This is a genomic window from Roseobacter sp. TSBP12 (genome assembly GCF_009129705.1).
Taxonomy (GTDB): domain Bacteria; phylum Pseudomonadota; class Alphaproteobacteria; order Rhodobacterales; family Rhodobacteraceae; genus Celeribacter; species Celeribacter baekdonensis_A.
On record NZ_PYIB01000020.1, the window covers coordinates 73,102 to 90,522 of the forward strand.

The 17,421-nt window shown below is 58.1% G+C and carries 15 protein-coding genes; 9 read left to right on the forward strand and 6 right to left on the reverse strand.

Features of this window, described 5'->3' with window-relative positions; translation table 11 throughout:
- Nucleotides 1-61: 61 nt before the first annotated feature.
- Complete coding sequence (locus tag C8029_RS05345; protein ID WP_009573224.1) at nt 62-973, forward strand: LysR family transcriptional regulator; 912 nt, start codon at nt 62-64, stop codon at nt 971-973.
- A gap of 350 nt (nt 974-1,323) precedes the next feature.
- Here C8029_RS05345 and C8029_RS05350 read toward each other — a convergent pair whose 3' ends face one another.
- Both C8029_RS05350 and C8029_RS05355 read right to left on the reverse strand, forming a co-directional pair.
- On the reverse strand, nt 1,324-4,737 hold the full coding sequence (locus C8029_RS05350) for a molybdopterin cofactor-binding domain-containing protein (protein WP_152002438.1): 3,414 nt from the start codon (nt 4,735-4,737) through the stop codon (nt 1,324-1,326).
- Complete coding sequence (locus tag C8029_RS05355; protein WP_009573226.1) at nt 4,730-5,218, reverse strand: (2Fe-2S)-binding protein; 489 nt, start codon at nt 5,216-5,218, stop codon at nt 4,730-4,732. The genes C8029_RS05350 and C8029_RS05355 overlap by 8 nt, the downstream gene beginning before the upstream one ends.
- 349 nt (nt 5,219-5,567) lie before the next feature.
- Here C8029_RS05355 and C8029_RS05360 point away from each other — a divergent pair, with 349 nt between their 5' ends.
- From C8029_RS05360 to C8029_RS05395, 8 genes are all read left to right on the forward strand, one after another.
- The gene (locus tag C8029_RS05360) at nt 5,568-5,999 is read left to right on the forward strand and encodes a MarR family winged helix-turn-helix transcriptional regulator (protein WP_009573227.1); all 432 of its coding nucleotides are present in this window, start codon (nt 5,568-5,570) and stop codon (nt 5,997-5,999) included.
- A 51-nt stretch (nt 6,000-6,050) separates the two neighbouring features.
- Nucleotides 6,051-6,722 carry a TetR/AcrR family transcriptional regulator gene (locus C8029_RS05365; RefSeq protein ID WP_009573228.1) on the forward strand — a complete coding sequence of 224 codons (672 nt, stop codon included), beginning with the start codon at nt 6,051-6,053 and terminating at the stop codon, nt 6,720-6,722.
- Nucleotides 6,723-6,833: 111 nt separating this feature from the next.
- On the forward strand, nt 6,834-7,583 hold the full coding sequence (locus C8029_RS05370) for a maleate cis-trans isomerase family protein (RefSeq protein WP_502707583.1): 750 nt from the start codon (nt 6,834-6,836) through the stop codon (nt 7,581-7,583).
- Nucleotides 7,584-7,594: 11 nt separating this feature from the next.
- Nucleotides 7,595-8,371, forward strand: a complete 777-nt coding sequence (locus C8029_RS05375; RefSeq protein ID WP_152002439.1) for an alpha/beta fold hydrolase — start codon at nt 7,595-7,597, stop codon at nt 8,369-8,371.
- A 33-nt stretch (nt 8,372-8,404) separates the two neighbouring features.
- Nucleotides 8,405-9,436, forward strand: a complete 1,032-nt coding sequence (locus C8029_RS05380; RefSeq protein WP_152002440.1) for a 2,5-dihydroxypyridine 5,6-dioxygenase NicX family protein — start codon at nt 8,405-8,407, stop codon at nt 9,434-9,436.
- An 82-nt stretch (nt 9,437-9,518) separates the two neighbouring features.
- Nucleotides 9,519-10,139, forward strand: a complete 621-nt coding sequence (locus tag C8029_RS05385) for an isochorismatase family protein (protein WP_009573232.1) — start codon at nt 9,519-9,521, stop codon at nt 10,137-10,139.
- A gap of 199 nt (nt 10,140-10,338) precedes the next feature.
- Complete coding sequence (locus tag C8029_RS05390) at nt 10,339-11,934, forward strand: tannase/feruloyl esterase family alpha/beta hydrolase (protein ID WP_152002441.1); 1,596 nt, start codon at nt 10,339-10,341, stop codon at nt 11,932-11,934.
- 198 nt (nt 11,935-12,132) lie between these two features.
- Nucleotides 12,133-12,741, forward strand: a complete 609-nt coding sequence (locus tag C8029_RS05395; RefSeq protein WP_009573234.1) for a flavin reductase family protein — start codon at nt 12,133-12,135, stop codon at nt 12,739-12,741.
- Between the two features lie 59 nt (nt 12,742-12,800).
- On the opposite strand, the gene C8029_RS05400 is transcribed toward C8029_RS05395, so the two are convergent.
- From C8029_RS05400 to C8029_RS05415, 4 genes are all read right to left on the reverse strand, one after another.
- Complete coding sequence (locus C8029_RS05400; RefSeq protein ID WP_009573235.1) at nt 12,801-13,943, reverse strand: FAD-dependent monooxygenase; 1,143 nt, start codon at nt 13,941-13,943, stop codon at nt 12,801-12,803.
- A 165-nt stretch (nt 13,944-14,108) separates the two neighbouring features.
- The gene (locus C8029_RS05405; RefSeq protein ID WP_193217595.1) at nt 14,109-15,569 is read right to left on the reverse strand and encodes a hypothetical protein; all 1,461 of its coding nucleotides are present in this window, start codon (nt 15,567-15,569) and stop codon (nt 14,109-14,111) included.
- Nucleotides 15,517-16,680, reverse strand: a complete 1,164-nt coding sequence (locus tag C8029_RS05410; RefSeq protein ID WP_152002443.1) for an aldehyde dehydrogenase family protein — start codon at nt 16,678-16,680, stop codon at nt 15,517-15,519. The genes C8029_RS05405 and C8029_RS05410 overlap by 53 nt, the downstream gene beginning before the upstream one ends.
- Nucleotides 16,681-16,717: 37 nt before the next feature.
- Complete coding sequence (locus C8029_RS05415) at nt 16,718-17,419, reverse strand: ABC transporter ATP-binding protein (protein WP_414632321.1); 702 nt, start codon at nt 17,417-17,419, stop codon at nt 16,718-16,720.
- Nucleotides 17,420-17,421: the final 2 nt, after the last annotated feature.

A 17,421-nucleotide genomic window follows, 5' to 3' on the forward strand; every position in this document is an offset into this window, starting at 1 on the left:
CAGACAGCCAATGCCGCACATGGCGTTCGACAAATGCGAACGACACGGGTATTCCTCCCCTATGCGTTATGATCTCGACCAACTGGAAACGTTCCTCGCCGTTCTCGAACTCGGAACCGTGACGGCGGCCGCCGCGCGGCTCAACCTGTCGAAATCCGTGATCAGCAAACGGATCAGCGACTTGGAGCTTGAATTGGGAACCGCCCTGTTTCGGCGCAATGCCGGCCGGATCGCCCCAACAGAAAGCGCTCAGAGATTTGCCGAGCGTATCCGCCCCGCACTCGCCGATTTGCGCTCCGCCGCCGAAGCGGCGGCCTGGGGCAGTACAGAACAGCTGCGCGGAACCTTGTCGATTGCCGCGCCCATGAGTTTTGGCACACTGCACCTCTCTTTGATCCTTGGACAGTTTGCCGCGCAAAATCCCGCATTGAGCCTGCGTATCGAATATGACGACAGGACAGTGGATCTGGCGCGTGAGGGTTTCGATCTCGCCGTTCGGATCGGTCCGTTGCAGGACAGCGCGCTAATGGCCAGGAAACTTTGCAACGATGTCTCGGTTGCCTGCGCTTCTCCCGCGTATCTTGACCGTCATGGCCGACCCGAAACGCCGCTGGATCTGACTGGTCAGCCCGTTATCGGCTATAGCCACATGCCAAATTCCACGCTGTGGCGGTTTCGCACCGGTCGTCGCGACGTGCATCCGGCCGTCCGTGAAGCCGCCATGGTCAACAATGGTGAAACCATGCGTGATCTCGCAATTTCCGGGATTGGTCTCGCCATGCTGCCGGGTTTCATCGCATTCCCCGCCATCGCGTCGGGGCAGCTTGAGCAGGTCCTGCCCGAGGCCACAACCCGCGATATGCCGATCAGCGCTGTTTGGCCACACATTCACCCGATGCCCGCAAAATTGAGGGCACTGATCGACTTTTTGGCGGATGAGTTGGCTGATGGCGCGCCGTGGAAGACACCGTGAACGAAAGTGGCTATCGTCCCCTTGCAGTTCCGCACAATCTTGGGTCCGCGATCCGTAATGCGTGAAACGAAGGCACCGTCCCATGCCAGCGACACGGAAACGGTCAACCGAGGCCAAACAAAGGCCCGCTCTTTTATGATGCAGCGAGATCATCGCCGCCCTCAGCCGGGCGAACGGTGATGGGCGGCTGGTCCTCGACAACACGAGTCAGGACGGATCGCGTTGGCCGACGATCATGCCAATTGCGGCAAAGATCGGCTGCGCAGCTCACACCCTGAACGACTGGGTCAAGAAGACCGAGGTCGATAGCGCGCGGGCCGAGACGATCAATGACCTGTTCAAAGCCGAAGTCATCGCCAGGCGGGCAAATCGGGCGCGAACCGGGCGCGCAGGTACTGCGTCAACTCGGTCAGATCGGCGTCAGAAAACTCATCCCGAAAAGACGGCATATCGCGCAGATCAAGACCTTCGGGGGCGCGCAGGCCCTCGTTGAGTACGCTCGTCAACGCCTCGGATGTCGGCGCGCGCAAGACCGGAGCCCGTGTCAGGGGTATCCGCGCCACGGTGAGGCTGTCGGCAAATACCGGATCGTGACAGGAGGCGCAGGCGCTTTCAAACAGCCGGCTGGCGCGGCTTGGCGGCAGATCGGCCTCACGCGGCAGGGCGCGTGTTTCAGGCAGAGAGTCTGGTGCGGGGGCCATCAGCGAGGCCAAATAGACCGACATCGCGCGGATGTCGGGATCGGGCACCTCTTGCAGGCTTTCGACCACCTCGGCCATCGGGCCGGAGGCACTGGCATTCGGCGCGTGGCCTTTGCGCAAATATGCAAAGAGGCTTGCCTCGTCCCAATTCATCCGTGCGTTGGCCAATCCTTCAAGCGGCGGTGCATACCACCCCTCGACCACAGCGCCGGTCATATTGGGCATTTCCGCTCCTGCCCCATTGCGCGGCGCGTGGCAGCCGGAACAATGACCCGCCGCCTCAACGAGATATTTGCCACGATTCCAGGCCTCAGATTGGGCCGGATCGGGCGCAAAAGGTGTGGCATCGTGATAGAGCCAATTCCACGCCGCAACCCCGTTACGCAGATTGGCAGGGGCAATCATTTGAGCCTTGGGCGTCGGCGCGGAAACGGCGGGCAGCGTTTGCAGATAAGCATAAAGCGCGTACATATCCGCGCCGTCGATTTTGGCGAAGGAGGTATAGGGGAAGGCCGGGTAGAGAGCGTGACCCTCGCGGCTGATGCCGTGGCGCATGGCGCGCTCAAAGGCCTCGAACGACCATCTGCCAAGCCCCGTTTCAGGATCGGGCGTCAGGTTCGTGGTGTAGACCGTGCCAAAGGGCGTTGGGACCGCTCTGCCGCCCGCGTTTTTCACCCCGCCCTCGGCGGTGTGACAGACGGCACAATCCCCCAGAGCAAAGACCTCTTTGCCCCGCGCGAGGGTCTCGGCAGAGAAGGTGGCCGGCGCGGGCGGCGTTGTCGGGGGAATGCTGCGGTGCAGCGGCACTGAAACCGCACCCAATGTCAACACACCACCAAGGGCCGCGACCAAAGCCCCGATCTTGCGGCTTTTTTTGGCGGGGTGGGTTTGGGTCGATGGCAGCCTCAACCGTACCCCGGCCTGAACCGCCAAATCCCGGCGCAGCTTTTCGGGCGTAAACGGCACTTCGCGCATCCGCACGCCCGTGGCGTCGAAAATCGCATTGGCAATGGCAGCAGCAGACGGCACCGCGGCACTTTCGCCCACACCCAAAGCCGGCTCATCGGGGCGCTCGATCAGCATCGTCTCGATGTCGGGCACAGCGGGGAAAGTTTGGATCGGATAGGCGGCCCAGCTTTGTGCCCTAGGCGCGATCTCGTCAAAGGTGATCTCTTCGGCCATCACCCGGCTGGCGGTCTGGATGACATTGCCATGGATTTGCTGACGCACACCGTCCGGGTTGATCACCAAGCCCTGATCCTGGCCAACAAACACCCGCGACAGGGTGGTCTCTCCGGTCTCGAGATCGACCGCAACATCCACCACCCAAGCGGCAGCGGCAGCGGCTGTGCCGGGAAAAGGCCCATGCACATAGGTGGCGTAGGCAAAGCCCTGACCATAGGCCATCCGCCCTTCGCGCCGCAAACGCGGACCATCATGCGGGACATAGCCCGCAGCCTCAGCGGTCCGGCGCACCAAATCCATTGCCCGCGGGTCTTTGAGATGCCTGAGCCGGAAAGCGACCGGGTCTTCGCCCGCCTCAAACGCCATTTCATCCATAAAACTTTCATGGGCAAAGGTGTTGGGCAAGGCCGAGACGCCACGCATCCAAGAGGCGCGCACAATTGGCGCCATATCGTGCACGGTGATCCGCTTGTTGGCAATTTCATAGGGCGGCACGATGGTGCGGTCGCCCATATCGGCGGGACGCGGCGCGGGATCGACCCGCCCGGTTAGCAACAACCCAAGGTTCGGTGCCCGGTTCGATGGATACCATGTGTCAATCGCATAGGCATCAAGCCGCGCCTTTTTCAGCCCTCCTTGCACATCCATCACCTGGGCCGCCCCTTTGGGTTCCCAAAGATGCTCCTGTGCCCGGGTCAGTTGCACCCGCACAGGCCTGCCCACCGCACGCGACAGCAAAAGCGCATCCGCGCCCACATCATCGGCACAGTTGCGGCCATAACAGCCCGCCGCCTGATAGCGCCGGATTTCAATCGCCTCAGCATTCAGCCCGACAAGCTCGGCCAGATCGCCACGCAGCATATGCGGGTTTTGGGTGCCGGACCAAATGATCGGCTGTGCACCGTTCCAATCGGCGATGGAACAGGACGGGCCGATGGAGCCATGTTCGTGATAGGGCCAGATATAGCTGCGGGTTTTTACATGATCCGCCTGCTCCAAAGCAGTGTCGAAATCACCGGTTCCATCCAGCACACGCGGCGTGGCCGGTTGGTGGCGGATGGTGTCGGCAAGTTTTGACATATCGGGCAGGTTCGGCGGCATCCGCCAACGAGTCGGCAGGGCTTCAGCAATCGCTTGAGCCAGGGCTGCGGTCTCGGCCACGACACCGAGGAAATCAGCCTCGCGCACCACGGCAATAAAGCCGGGCATGTCCTGCACCGCGCTCTCATCATAACCAATCAGGCTCCTGCCGACAAAATCCCCGCTGTCACGCCCGGCATAGGGCGGGCGCAAGACATGACCATGCACCATGCCCTCGACGTTCAGATCGTGGATATAAAGATGCGCCCCGCGCAGCTTGTCCTCAAGATCACGGCGCGGAGTCTTTGTTCCGACGATGGTATAGTCTTTGGGGTCTTTCGTGGGCGTGTCGGGATCATAGGTCAGCGTTACATTCTGGTCCAAAAGCAAGTCGGCGTAGCTGCGCTGAGTGTCTTTCCAATGGACCACACCGTTTTTGAGCGCGACCTGCCCCAACGGCGCATTCAACGCCCGTGCACCACGATCCGCCAACCAAATGCGCGCCTGAGCGGCCGCTTTGCGCAACGGGATCGCGGCGACTTGAATGGTCTCAGAGGCAATCGTCGGACCTTGGTCCGGGGTGCGCGCCGTGTCGCCAAGGACGATCTCGACGTTGGACAGCGGCAGGTCCAATTCCTCCGCGACGATCTGCGCCAGCGCCGTGGTGATACCCGTGCCCAAATCCACATGGCCGTTAAATCCGGTTGCCCTGCCCTTTGCGTCGAGGGAAATATAGGTGTGTGGCCCGTTTGGGCCCTCGATCACCACGGCCAATGCGGATGGGACGACATCAGGCATTGGCACGCTTCCGCATCAATTCAGCAGCGCGTTTGACCGAAGCGATGATCTCTTTATGTGTGCCGCAACGGCATAGGTTATGACGCAAAGCTTGAACAATATCTTCGGTTTTGGGATCGGGACTACGCTTCAGCAGCGCGGTCGCAGCCATCACCATGCCGTTGAGACAATAGCCACATTGCGCACCCTCACAGTCCAAAAACCCCTGTTGCACCGGCGAGAGCGCGCCGGTTTCGGGATCAACCAGACCTTCGAGTGTCGTGATCCTTGCACCCTGAACCCGGCTGACCGCCAACATGCAGGCGCGCGCCGGGACGCCATCCACAAGAACGGTACAAGCACCACATTGAGCCTTGCCACAGCCGTATTTCGGGCCATTCAGACCAAAGGTCTCACGCAGCACATCCAAGAGCAGTGCGTGCGCAGGCACCTCTGTGGTGACCTCGACCCCGTTCAGAGTTATAGTGAGCGTGCGTTTCATTTTGCCCCATGTTTGGCCATGAGTTTGCGGTTTTGCGCAATTATATGATCCAGTGTGAGCAAGATATTCGTATGCATGCAAACGTTAATTGCAAATTATTCGATTGAATATTATAATTTGACAAACACGCCTAAATTTTAATCAGCTTTCGATCAATAGACAGGCAGCCGTCAAAGCCATCCACACCGCCTCACACGAATTTCTAGGTTTCTTTTCCGAATGCGTGGAATACTTGGACCAAATGAAAAACGTCCACAGGCTTGTGCTTGCGCGTCCTGCGTGTTTTTACACATTAACCCCATAGCACCCCCGCGGAGCTCTGAAAAACGTCGAAGGATTCGTCAGACCGATGACAGAAAGCCAGGAACAGCATTATGTGCTTGAAGAGCAAGTCGGTTATTTGCTCCGGCTTGCCAACCAACGCCACCTGAGTATTTTCGCCGAGCATATCGTCGACGGCCTGACTTCGGTGCAATTTTCAACCCTGTTTCGCCTGCGCAACGAGGCCGGGCCGATGTCGCAAAATGCCCTCGGGCGCCTTGTTGGCATGGATGCCGCCACCACCAAAGGCGTGGTCTCGCGATTGATCAGCCGGGGGTTGATCCAGATGGAAAAAGACCCGACAGACAAACGGCGCTATATGTTGTCCACAACGCAAAAGGGGCGTGCTCTGATTGAAGATACGCTGCCACGGATGCAACAGATTTCCGAAGACACGCTTGCCCCGCTGACCCCGCATGAAGCAAAACAATTTGTCGATCTGCTCAAAAAGCTCACCTGACTATACAGTTAGATAATTTTTACCGACCCAGACGCGTTAAAGGTTTACAGTATGGCAACGGCCTCCAAACTCTCTCAGAACCGCAAACCCGGTCGCCCCTCCAAAAGCGAAGATTTGCGCGATGTGATTCTAGATCAGGCGGAACTGGCTTTTGCGGAGTTTGGCTTTGAGGGCGCAAGCCTGCGCGACATCGCCGGGCGCGCCAATGTGAACCAAGCTTTGACGCGCTATTACTTTGGTTCGAAAGCGGATCTGTTTGACGCCTGTTTCCTGCGGCGTGGCGGGTTTTTGGCCGGGCATCGCCATGTCAATCTCGACCGACTTTTGGAGAAAACGCCCAATCCCGAGGTCGAAGATATTCTCTTGGCTTACCTTAAGCCTCAGTGGGATATGAAATATTCCGGCCCCAACGGTGCGGCCTTCGTCGCTTTGCAAGCGCGGCTTCACGCCGAGCCCGAAGAACATGCCCTGCGTCTGCGCCGAGAGGTCTACGACGCCTCCGTCAAGCGCTACATCAGCGCATTGTGCGATGCATTGCCACATATTCCGCGCGATGTGATTTCGACTCGCATGGCCTTTTTGGTCGGCACCTACCTTTTCATGCTCAATGATTTGGGGCGTTTGGACGACCTGACTGACGGGCATCTGAATGGATTCGGAAAAGAAGACATGCTGCACCAACTGGTGACATTCCTGTCCGCAGGCATGCGCGCCGCCCCCTGAACCACAGCTAACCCACAGCAGAATAAGTCCTATTTCTGCTCAATATTTAGACTTGTTATTATACATATGATTAATTTAACGTGCTCCTAACGTCACAGCGGAGACACGCAATTGAAAAGCTTTCGTATCGGGCAAATTGTCCCCAGTTCAAACGTCACCATGGAAACGGAAATTCCAGCCTTGTTGAAAGCCCGCGAAGCCATTGAGCCGGAGCGGTTCACCTTTCACTCTTCAAGGATGCGCATGAAGCATGTGACCAAGGAAGAGCTCGCGAAAATGGACGCGGACAGCGACCGCTGCGCACTTGAGCTGTCCGATGCCAAGGTCGACGTGATGGGCTACGCCTGTCTCGTGGCGATCATGTCCATGGGCAAAGGCTATCACTGCGTGTCGGGCCCGCGTCTGGCACAGGTTGCCGCCGACAATGACGCCCCCGCCCCGGTTGTGACCTCGGCAGGGGCGCTGATCGAAGGCATCCGGGCGCTCGGCGCAAAACGCATTGCCCTAGTGGCGCCCTATATGAAGCCGCTGACCGAAATGGTGGTGGAATATATCCGCAACGAAGGCATCGAGGTCAGCGACTACATTGCGCTTGAAATTCAGGACAATTTGGCTGTTGCGGCACATGATCCGATGAACCTGCCGGAGATCGTCAAGCGGTTGAAAACCGACGATGTGGACGCCGTGGTGCTGTCGGCCTGCGTCCAAATGCCGTCACTGCCGGCCGTTTCCATGGCCGAAGCGATCACCGGCAAACCGGTTTTGACTGCCGCCATCGCCACGACATGGCAGATGCTCAAAGCGCTGAACCTTGACACCCGTGTGCCGGGTGGCGGGACGCTTTTGTCCGGCGCGTATTGAGGAGAGTTGAGATGGGATTTGGATATAACCTGCACGCCAACGGCATTCGTCATCATTTGATCCGCTATGAGGGGCAAGGGCCGCAGCTTTTGCTTATCCCCGGCATCACATCGCCTGCGATCACATGGGGCTTCGTCGCCGAACGCCTCGCGGAGGCATTTGACGTGCATGTGCTCGACGTGCGTGGGCGCGGGTTGAGCGAGACGGGAGACCTGGATTACACGCTCGATGCTATGGCGGCTGATGCGGTGGCACTGGCCGAGATCTTGGAACAGCCCATCGTCATGGGCCATTCGATGGGCGCGCGCACCGCGATCCGTGCGGTGGCGACCAAACCCGATGTGTTCAAAGGTGCCATTCTGGTCGATCCGCCGGTCTCCGGCCCAAACCGCCGCGCCTACCCGTCGCCTTGGGCCTGGTATGGCGACTCGATCAAAATGGCTGTGAAGGGGTGCACCAAAGAGGACATGCGCGCCTATTGCCCGACATGGAGCGACGAACAGCTCGCACTGCGGGCCGAATGGCTACACACCTGTCATTGGGGCGCAATTCGCACCGCCTATGACGGGTTTCATACTGACGACATTCACGCCGATGTGCCGAAACTCACAATCCCGACCCGGCTTGTGATCGCAGGCAATGCGCCAGTCATCCAAGACGAGGATGAGGCGGAACTCAAAGCGCTCCTGCCGTCGATGGAGGTACGCAGGGTCGAGGGCGCGGGACACATGATCCCTTGGGACAACCTTGAAGGCTTCCTTGCCGCCACCATGGATTTCACGGCCTGAGACCGATCACATAAACAGACAGGGACGACAGAAATGGATCACGCCAGTTTCACGGAAATCTGCCTGCATCAGCTGAAGATGTCGGGCGTGCAAAGCGATGAACGCCTCATCGTACTGACCCAAGGCAATGAGCGCCTCGATTATGCCGATGCGTTTATGGCCGCCGGGCGGATGCTTGGCGCAAGCATGTATCACATGCGCCTGCCCGCACCGCCGATCATCGGGGAATGGGCCGTGGGTCAAACCGGGCTGGCCGCCCTGCCCGATGCGGTCGAGGCGCTGAAAAATTGCGATATGTTGATCGACTGTATCTTCTTGTTGTTCTCGCCGGAACAATTTGCGATTCAGGCGGCTGGCACCCGGATTTTGACCGCAGTCGAGCCACCCGAACTTCTGGCGCGGATGTTGCCAACGCAGGAAATCAAAGAGAAAGTGACTATTGCCGGAGAGATGCTCTCGAAAGCCAAGGTCATGCGCATCACATCAAGGCATGGCACCGATGTGACCTACAAACTCAACACCTATCCGGCAGTGACGGAATATGCCTGCACCGATGAACCGGGGCGTTGGGATCACTGGCCGTCGGGTTTTGTGTTCACGGGCGGCGATGATGACGGGGTAGACGGGACGATCGTCGTGGCCCCTGGTGACGTGCTTTTGCCGCAGAATATGTATGTCAGCTCGCCGATCACCTACACGATCAAAAAAGGTTGGATCACGGATATGCGTGGCGGTCTCGATGCCGAACTGGTAAAGTCCTACATGGATGCGTTTAACGATCCGCGCGGGCTTGGCATGAGCCATGTCGGCTGGGGGATGAACCCGAACGCAAAGTGGCACAACATGGTGCCGGGGGCTTTCCCGGGCGGCATGGGTATGGAACCGCGCAGTTTCTACGGCAACGTGATGTTCTCGACGGGTCCAAACAACGAGTTGGGCGGGCCGAACGACACCGCCTGTCATCTCGACATCCCGATGCGCAATTGCTCTTTGTTCTTAGATGACGAACCGATCGTGATCGACGGCGACATCGTGGTCAAAGAGATTCAGATGGAGCGGCACTGAGGCTTCCCCGGTCTCAGACGCATCCGGGGCGGCCTCTTGCTTACCACTTTGTGGTCGCCCCATTTTTTCCGAAGGAAACACTATGTCCCAGACAGACATCTATAAGGCCGCAGGGTTTGGCGCGCCGGTTCCGCGCGGGATATGCCCCGGCATCGTCGTGGTGGATTTCTCCTACGGGTTCACGGATGTGCAATATCCGACCGCCTCGGATGCCAGCGCTCAGATGGCTCGAACCAAAGAGATTTGCGATCTGGCGCGGACCAAGGGCTTTCCGGTGATCTTCACCACCATCGCCTACCATCCTGGCGAGTTGGACAAGCTCCCGTGGTTGAAAAAGGCCACTGGCATGCGCGCACTGATCGAGGGCACACGGTTGGTGGAGATCGACGCCGCCACTGGCATTCAGCCCAAGGATGCGATTGTCACCAAGAAAGGCGCCTCATCGTTTTTCGGCTCAACGCTGAATGCGCTGTTGACCGGCGCGGGTGTGGACACTGTCGTGGTGACTGGAGCGACCACATCAGGTTGTGTGCGTGCGACTGTCGTCGATGCGGTGCAGGCGGGCTATAATGTTCTGGTGCCGCGCGATTGCTGCGCGGATCGCGCCAAGGCACCGCATGAGGCCAACCTCTACGACATGGATCAGAAATACGCCGATGTCACCGACAGTGCCGATATTCTAACTTGGCTGAACCACTTATAAATCGTCTCTCAGCCAGCCTGAAAGCCGGGCACATCCCACAAAAAGGGTGGCCCCAATCGGACCCGAAACGGGCCATACCGCGCCATCTTGCGCGCTCCCTTCCCCAACATGGAGATGAAAACATGCACACCAAAGGTGTCCTTATCACAGGACTTATATCGGCGCAGTTATGCACAGCAACAGACGCATTTGCCTTTGAATGTTCGGTATCAGCCTACAATCTTACGATATTGACGGGGTGACGGTCACCGAGGTAACCGCGACAGCCTCGGGAACCCCTGCTTGTCTGGTTGACGGTACGGTCATTACCAAAGGCAATAACATCGGCGAAGGGCTTGCAAAATTTCAGATTCGCCTGCCGCAAAAATGGAATAACCGATTTTTAATGCTGGGCAACGGCGGCCTCGCGGGCACTGTTAAAGCTTCGGCCAACACGGTTGATGTGGCCTACGCCAATGACTCTGGCTATGTCACCGCCATGACCGATCTTGGCCACACCGCCGAAAGCGGTCTTGACGCAAGCTTTGCCCTGATCGAAGACGGCAGTCCGAATGCGCCCGCCATCGCCGATTACTACTATCGTGCCTCACATGTTGTGACCAACACGGCTAAAGCTTTTGCCCAAGCGGTTTATGGCGAGAGCCCCGGCTATTCCTATTTGAGCGGATGCTCGACAGGTGGCCGCATGGCACAAGTCGCCGCCGCCCGGTATCCCGACGACTTCGATGGGGTCATCTCGGGCGCGGCTTTCATGGATGTCTCATCCATGCTGAAAATCCAGCATTTCCAGATCAATCAGCTTCTCGCCGACGATGCCCAGATCCTCCCCAACACGCTGCCCGTAATCCAGAACGCAGTCATGGCATCTTGTGATGCAGTCGACGGGGTGACAGACGGTATGATCCAGAATCCGGCGGCGTGTTCCTTTGCGCCCGAAAGCCTGATTTGCGATGGCGCGGACAGTGATAATTGTCTGACGAAACCGCAGGCCGCAGCGCTTCGCGCTTATTTCACAGCGCTTCATACCGACGATGGCCGTCTGGTCTATCCCGGCTATGCGCCGGTCCTCTTTGACGGCGGCTTCAGCCTGTTCCAAGGCGGCAGTGTTTCAGCTGACGACATCACGGCGGCGGAGCCTTGGGGCAATGACGGCAACCCGCCTGCGCCGATCGAATGGGCGTTTTCTGACCACATCATCCAGTATCTCGTGATGCAGGACCCCGATTACAATGTGCGCGATTTTGGCATTGATGCCGACGGGACCATCCCGTCCGATGCCCTCGCATATTTCATCAAGATGACACAGGATGGCAACGGTTCCGGCCTTGATGAGACAGAAGCCTTTTTCGATCAGGGCAAAAAGATGATCCTCTACCACGGTTGGGGCGATCATGCGCTCAGCCCGTTCCGCACCGTTCGGTTCGTGGATGATCTCGCCCGCCGCAAAGGCGGCTATGACGCACTCTCACAAAGCGCGCGCCTCTTTATGGTGCCGGAAATGGGTCACTGTTCCGGCGGGACGGGCCCCGACAGCTTCAACACGCTGGCAGCCCTTGAGAACTGGGTGGAAAACGGCGTGGCCCCTGCAACCATCGCCGCTGAAAAGCTGACTGAGGCCGGGGACGTCACCCGCTCGATGCCCCTGTGTCCCTATCCGGCACAGGCGCACTATTCGGGCGAGGGCGATGTGAACGACACCTCAAATTGGAGCTGCCCCAGTGCGCCGTCCGAGGTGATCTTGGGCAGCGTCGGTATCTCAGCGGGCCTGCTGTCCGCCGGAGAACCGACCCAGTAAGCGATACAACTTTATACCCTGAAAAGACTTTGGTCGGGCTCCGCTCGACCAAGGCCCCTGACCGGAGTTGCCCGCGCCGCTGCCACCGACCGAACGCGCAGGGGCCTGAGCCGACAAGCGCTGTGCAGTTTCGCCCCTATCGCATAGGTGCCGAGCACGAGATAATTCCCTGAATATCTTCGACACAGGAGTAAAGTGATGTTCTACCTGACAAGAGATGGCTCCGGTCTGCCGCGTGATCCGTTTTCTGCCATCGTGTCCCCCCGCCCGATTGCTTGGATATCCACGCGTGGCAGCAGTGGCGCGACCAACCTTGCGCCCTATTCCTTTTTCAACGCCGTGGCCTATACGCCGCCGCAGGTGATTGTCTCGTCCATTGGTGGCAAATCGGATCGGGACAAGGGCAAGGACAGCTACAGTCATATTCTGGAAACGGGCGTATTTTGCATCAACATCGCCGGGCTTGCCGACCGCGACGCGTTGAATGCCTCCTCTGCGCCCTATGCCGCGGATCAAAGCGAATTTGAGGTGCTGGGATTGCCGATGGCGGAATGTGAGACCATAGATTGCCCAAGGCTCGCCCATGCCCCTGCGTCAATGGAGTGCCGCCTGACACAGCCGATTGATCTTGAGGGTGAGGGCAATCTGATGATCCTCGCGCGGGTCGAGGCCATCCATTTGCGCGACGACTGCCTGACCGAAGACGGCCGCTTTGACGTCTTGTCCTACGCCCCTCTGAGCAGGCTTGGCTACCAGGATTTCGCCGCGATTGAAACGGTATTTCAAATGCGGCGGCCTAAGCTTTAATCCTCTGACCTAACTCTCTGGTCCACATAAAAGCAGCCCCGTTTCCGGGGCCGCTTTTGTCAACTCAGTTCCGCCGTCATCGGATCATAGCCATAGACCCAGGCAGGGTCTTCAGGCTGTTTCAGCCATGTGTTGGCGTTGGAGATTCTTTGCACTTTGGTGGCACGTTTGATGCGCGTGCTCTCGTAGGTTTTAAACGCGCTGGCGTAATCTGTCAGCCCCGTGATCGACAAAGCCCGGGTCAAAACGGCGGCATCCTCGATGGCCATACAGGCCCCTTGCGCCATATGCGGGCGCATCGGATGGCAGGCGTCGCCCAACATCACAAGACGGCCCCGGCTCCAGAGATTCATCGGATCCCGGTTCCAGAACGGCCATTTGGTGACCTCTTCTGTCGCGTCGATCAGCGCCTGCACCATCGGATGCGAGCCGCCAAAGATCGCTTCCATTTCTGCGCGCGAACTGTCGACAAAACTGGTGTCGTGATCCCATGTGTCGGCAGGCACGCCGGTGACATAATAATATTCGGACCCATCGCCCTTGGTGGCATAGGCCATGATGTGGCGCGAGGCTTCCCACCACCATTTCACACAGGGCTCAAAGTCGATCCCGGTCGATTTCAGCTTGTCCATATTGACCAGCGCGCGGTGTCCAACCCAACCGGAATAGCGCGGTTTTTCAACGCCCAAAAGCGTCTCGCGGATCATTGAATTGATACCATCTGCGCCAACAACGATTTTGGCGGCGATCCGGTTGCCATTGGCAAAGGTCAAAAGCACATCCGTGTCGCGCTCTTCGATCCCGGTCAGACGGTGGTCAAAATGGATTTTATCCTTGGGCAGGATGTTGATCTGTTCCGCGTGCAAATCACCTCGGTGAATGGTGATATAGGAGGCGCCGTACTCTTTGCGGCCATAATCTCCGAGCGGAATTTTGGACAGGTATTCGCCGGTGTTGCCATCACGCGAGAACCAGAAATCCGGATGCGATCCGATCTCAGACAGGCGTTGTTCAAGGCCGATTTCGCGGAAAATCTTCATCACGTTTGGGCCGACATGAATACCCGCGCCCAGACGGCTGAACTCGGGGGCCTGTTCAAACGTGTGCACAGAAAAGCCTGCGTTCAACAAAAGTGCGGCGGCAGCGGCGCCCCCAAGACCTGCACCGATGACGGCAATGTCGACATGTTCGATCTCATCCATTTTTGGAATCCTTGTGCGATTTGAGGATGGTATTATTTGTTAGTATGCTAATGAATAAAAGCGGATCACGAAAGCATTTTCGAACGCGAAACACCGATATTTCACGGGTTTGCGCAAAAAACCCCCAAGAACCTCCAGCAAAAGACAGAGCATGACCTCTTCCCCTCACAGCCGCGGCGCGGCAAGAAGCCACAGCCCGAGCGAGGTATATCCGACCATCAAAAGCGCCAACGGCACCTGGCCCAAAACCGCATCGCGCGGACGGCGATGAGTGTCCAAGGCGACGGCATGAGCCATGAGCACGGCGACGATATGACCAAGCGTAATCACCCCGGTCTGAAACGCCCAGATCAGATGAATACCCGATTCGGTGTTGAACATGGATTGGCTCGGATGGTTGTAGGCGGTGCCGAAAATATCCCAGCCTTTGTGCAAAGGATCAGAGAGCACAATCCACAGATATTGCGCATCCATGATCAGGCGGGTGGCAAAATGCGACAGCATATAGGCCACATAGATCGGCACCAATGTATAGACACAGCGTCCCGCGAGCACAGCAAAGGACACGGTGCTTTGGACCATGCAACCGCCCAGCCAAATCGCACCGAAAAACACCAAAGCGACCAAGACAAAGGCCCCGACCAGCCCCAAAGAATTGGGCCACATCACGCTAGAACGGCCATGAAAATCAAGCGGGTTCACGCCCAAAAGCTGCAACCATTTAAACGTGGACGACACCCCATCGAACGTGCCGGAGGCCAGCATAAAAATGACAAAGGCACTGGCACTCAAAGAGAGCGGCGCGTCACGCAACACGCGCGCACCGGGGAACACCAAACCCAACTTACCACCTTGCGTACAGGCAAAGGGCGAGAGGATCGCGAGCAGGGAAAAAAGCACATGCAAAGGCTCGGCGCGCCGTGTCCATTCCTCTGTGCCAAACAGGATCATGCCAAAACCATTGAGCACCAAAAACCACAACACATGCACGAACAAGGCCTCTGGATCGGTGGCATGGAGCGAGATCAGATCAATCCAGACCAGGTAGAACATCTGCACCAAGGCGACGCCAAACCCGATCTGCTTGGGTAGGGTCAAAATGGGCCGTTTGCCAAGTCCCAAAATCTGTAACAGGCCGGTCCATGGATTGAGCCAAAGCCAAAGATTGCCAAACACGACCGTCATCACAGACAGGACGATCCATCCCAAGGTCCACACCCCGAGGGTGATCGGATTGGTCAGCGGATCATCCGGACCCGCCAGTGCAGCATAGAGCAAAAACAGGGTGAAGCCGAGCGACAGGAGCGACAGGAGCGACAGCGGCGCAGTTGGGATGCGGCACGGAGCGGTTGAGACGCGGACCTCTAAGGCAAACAGGCGATGAAACCGGGCGGCGGGCACGATTGCGAGGATTAGGAAACTGGCCAAAACCGCAAGACCCGCACCGAAGATATAAATCTCCGTTGGCATCAACAGGATGAACCCACCCGCCGCCTCATGGGCCATGGCGGCGGCAGGCATGGCGCAGAGAAACGCGGTCATGGCGCGAGTCATGGCGCGTAGAAACCGATGGTCAAACGACACAGGGACTGTGTTCTGCGACCCACGAAGATGCAAAAGGGTCATGGCCCTCATCCTGTAGAAACAAAGGAAAGCCAGAGCGATCCGAGAGGACCCTAACGCCCTGACCTTGGTCCGGCTTAGAGTGCGGCACAGACGGTTTAGACTTCGGTGAAGGTGCAGAAGGCTTCAGAGCCCTCCTCACGTCCCCAACCGGATTGTTTGTAACCGCCGAACGGCAAGGCCGGATCATAAAAGTTATGTTGGTTGATCCAAACGGAGCCCGCTTTGACCTTTTTCGCCAGCTTATGCGCGATGGAAATGTCACGGGTCCAGATCGAGGCCGCAAGACCGAAATCGATGTCGTTGGCTTCGGCGGCAACTTTATCGAGAGAGGCGCCGCAAAGGCCTGACAGGCCAGAACCGGGCCAAAGATTTCGCCACACAACACGGACATGTCATCTGTAGTGCCCGCAAGGATCGTCGGCTCCATGAAAAAACCGCTCTCACCAATGCGCCCGCCGCCGATCACGGTTTCTGCCCCGACGGTTTTGCCTTCGTCGAGATAGCCCATGACTTTTTGCAACTGACACGACGAGCTCAGCGGTCCCATTGTGGTTTCCGGCTCAGCGCCTTTGATCAGACCTGCAACGAGCGGAAACGGATTTTCCGGCTGAAGGATGTTCAACAACCCACCCTGGCCGCGGCGTTTTGCCTCCGGGGTGCCTTGCCAATCTTCGATCTTGCAATAGACCTTGAAGATGTTGTCGTAATTCCAGCCCTCTTCGCCCGAGGCGGCGGCCCAGTTGTTAAAGTCGTTCATATGGCCGCGCGCCCAGACCGAGCTGTTGATCGACGAACCGCCGCCCAAGACTTTGCCCATCGGCAAAAGCGGTGTGCGACCGTTGACGGTTTTGGAGGAAGCCGCTTTATAGCCCCAATCGCGCGATGTGCCGATGTTCCACATCCATTGCGTGCTGTCGATCACCTGCGGCACACGATCTGATCCGCCCGCTTCAATCAACAAGATCGAGACGTTTGGATCTTCGGCGAGGCGCCGCGCCACCACGCTGCCGGTGGTGCCTCCGCCACAGACGATAAAGTCATATCTAGAGCGCATCGATTCCGACATAAGTTCGCCATCCGGGGACAGCTCGGCAGGGCTAAACTGGTTCATACTTTACTCCCCTTTTGGACGACGGAGGGAGGACGGCCTAACGACCGACCCCCACATAGTGGTGGAGAAGCTCCGGGTTGGCGCGCACCTCTTCGATATCGAATTCGGCTTTGATTTCGCCGTGGTCCATAAAAGCGACGCGATTGGCGATGGAAAGAACGGCATCGACGCGCTGTTCTACCAAAAGTACGGCGACACCTTCGTCACGCAACCTGATCACCGCATCGCGGATTCCGGCAATGGCGGAGGGCATCAGGCCTTCGGTCGGCTCATCAAGCATGATCACCGAAGGATTGATGCACATGGCGCGCGCCATGGCCAACATGGTCTGTTCGCCGCCCGACAAAGTACCGGAGCGCTGAGTCATCCGCTCTTTGAGCACTGGAAAAAGTTCCAACGCATGATCGAGCGCGCTGACGTCGGTGTTGCGGGTCCACAGGCCGATTTCGAGGTTTTCCCAAACCGTCAACTCGGTGAACAACCGCCGTCCCTGTGGCACATAGCCGATGCCCGCGCGGGGAATGTCCTTGGCTGGCACGCCGGTCAAATCCTTGCCGTCGAGCATCAGCGTACCCGCCGCCGGGCGCACCGTGCCCATGATGGTTTTCAGCGCTGTGGTTTTGCCCGCGCCATTGCGCCCCAAAAGGCAAAGCACCTCGCCACTTTTCAACTCAATCGAAAAATTGCGCAGCGCCTGACTGCGGCCATAGAAGGCGTCAAAGCCTTTAACAGACATCATGC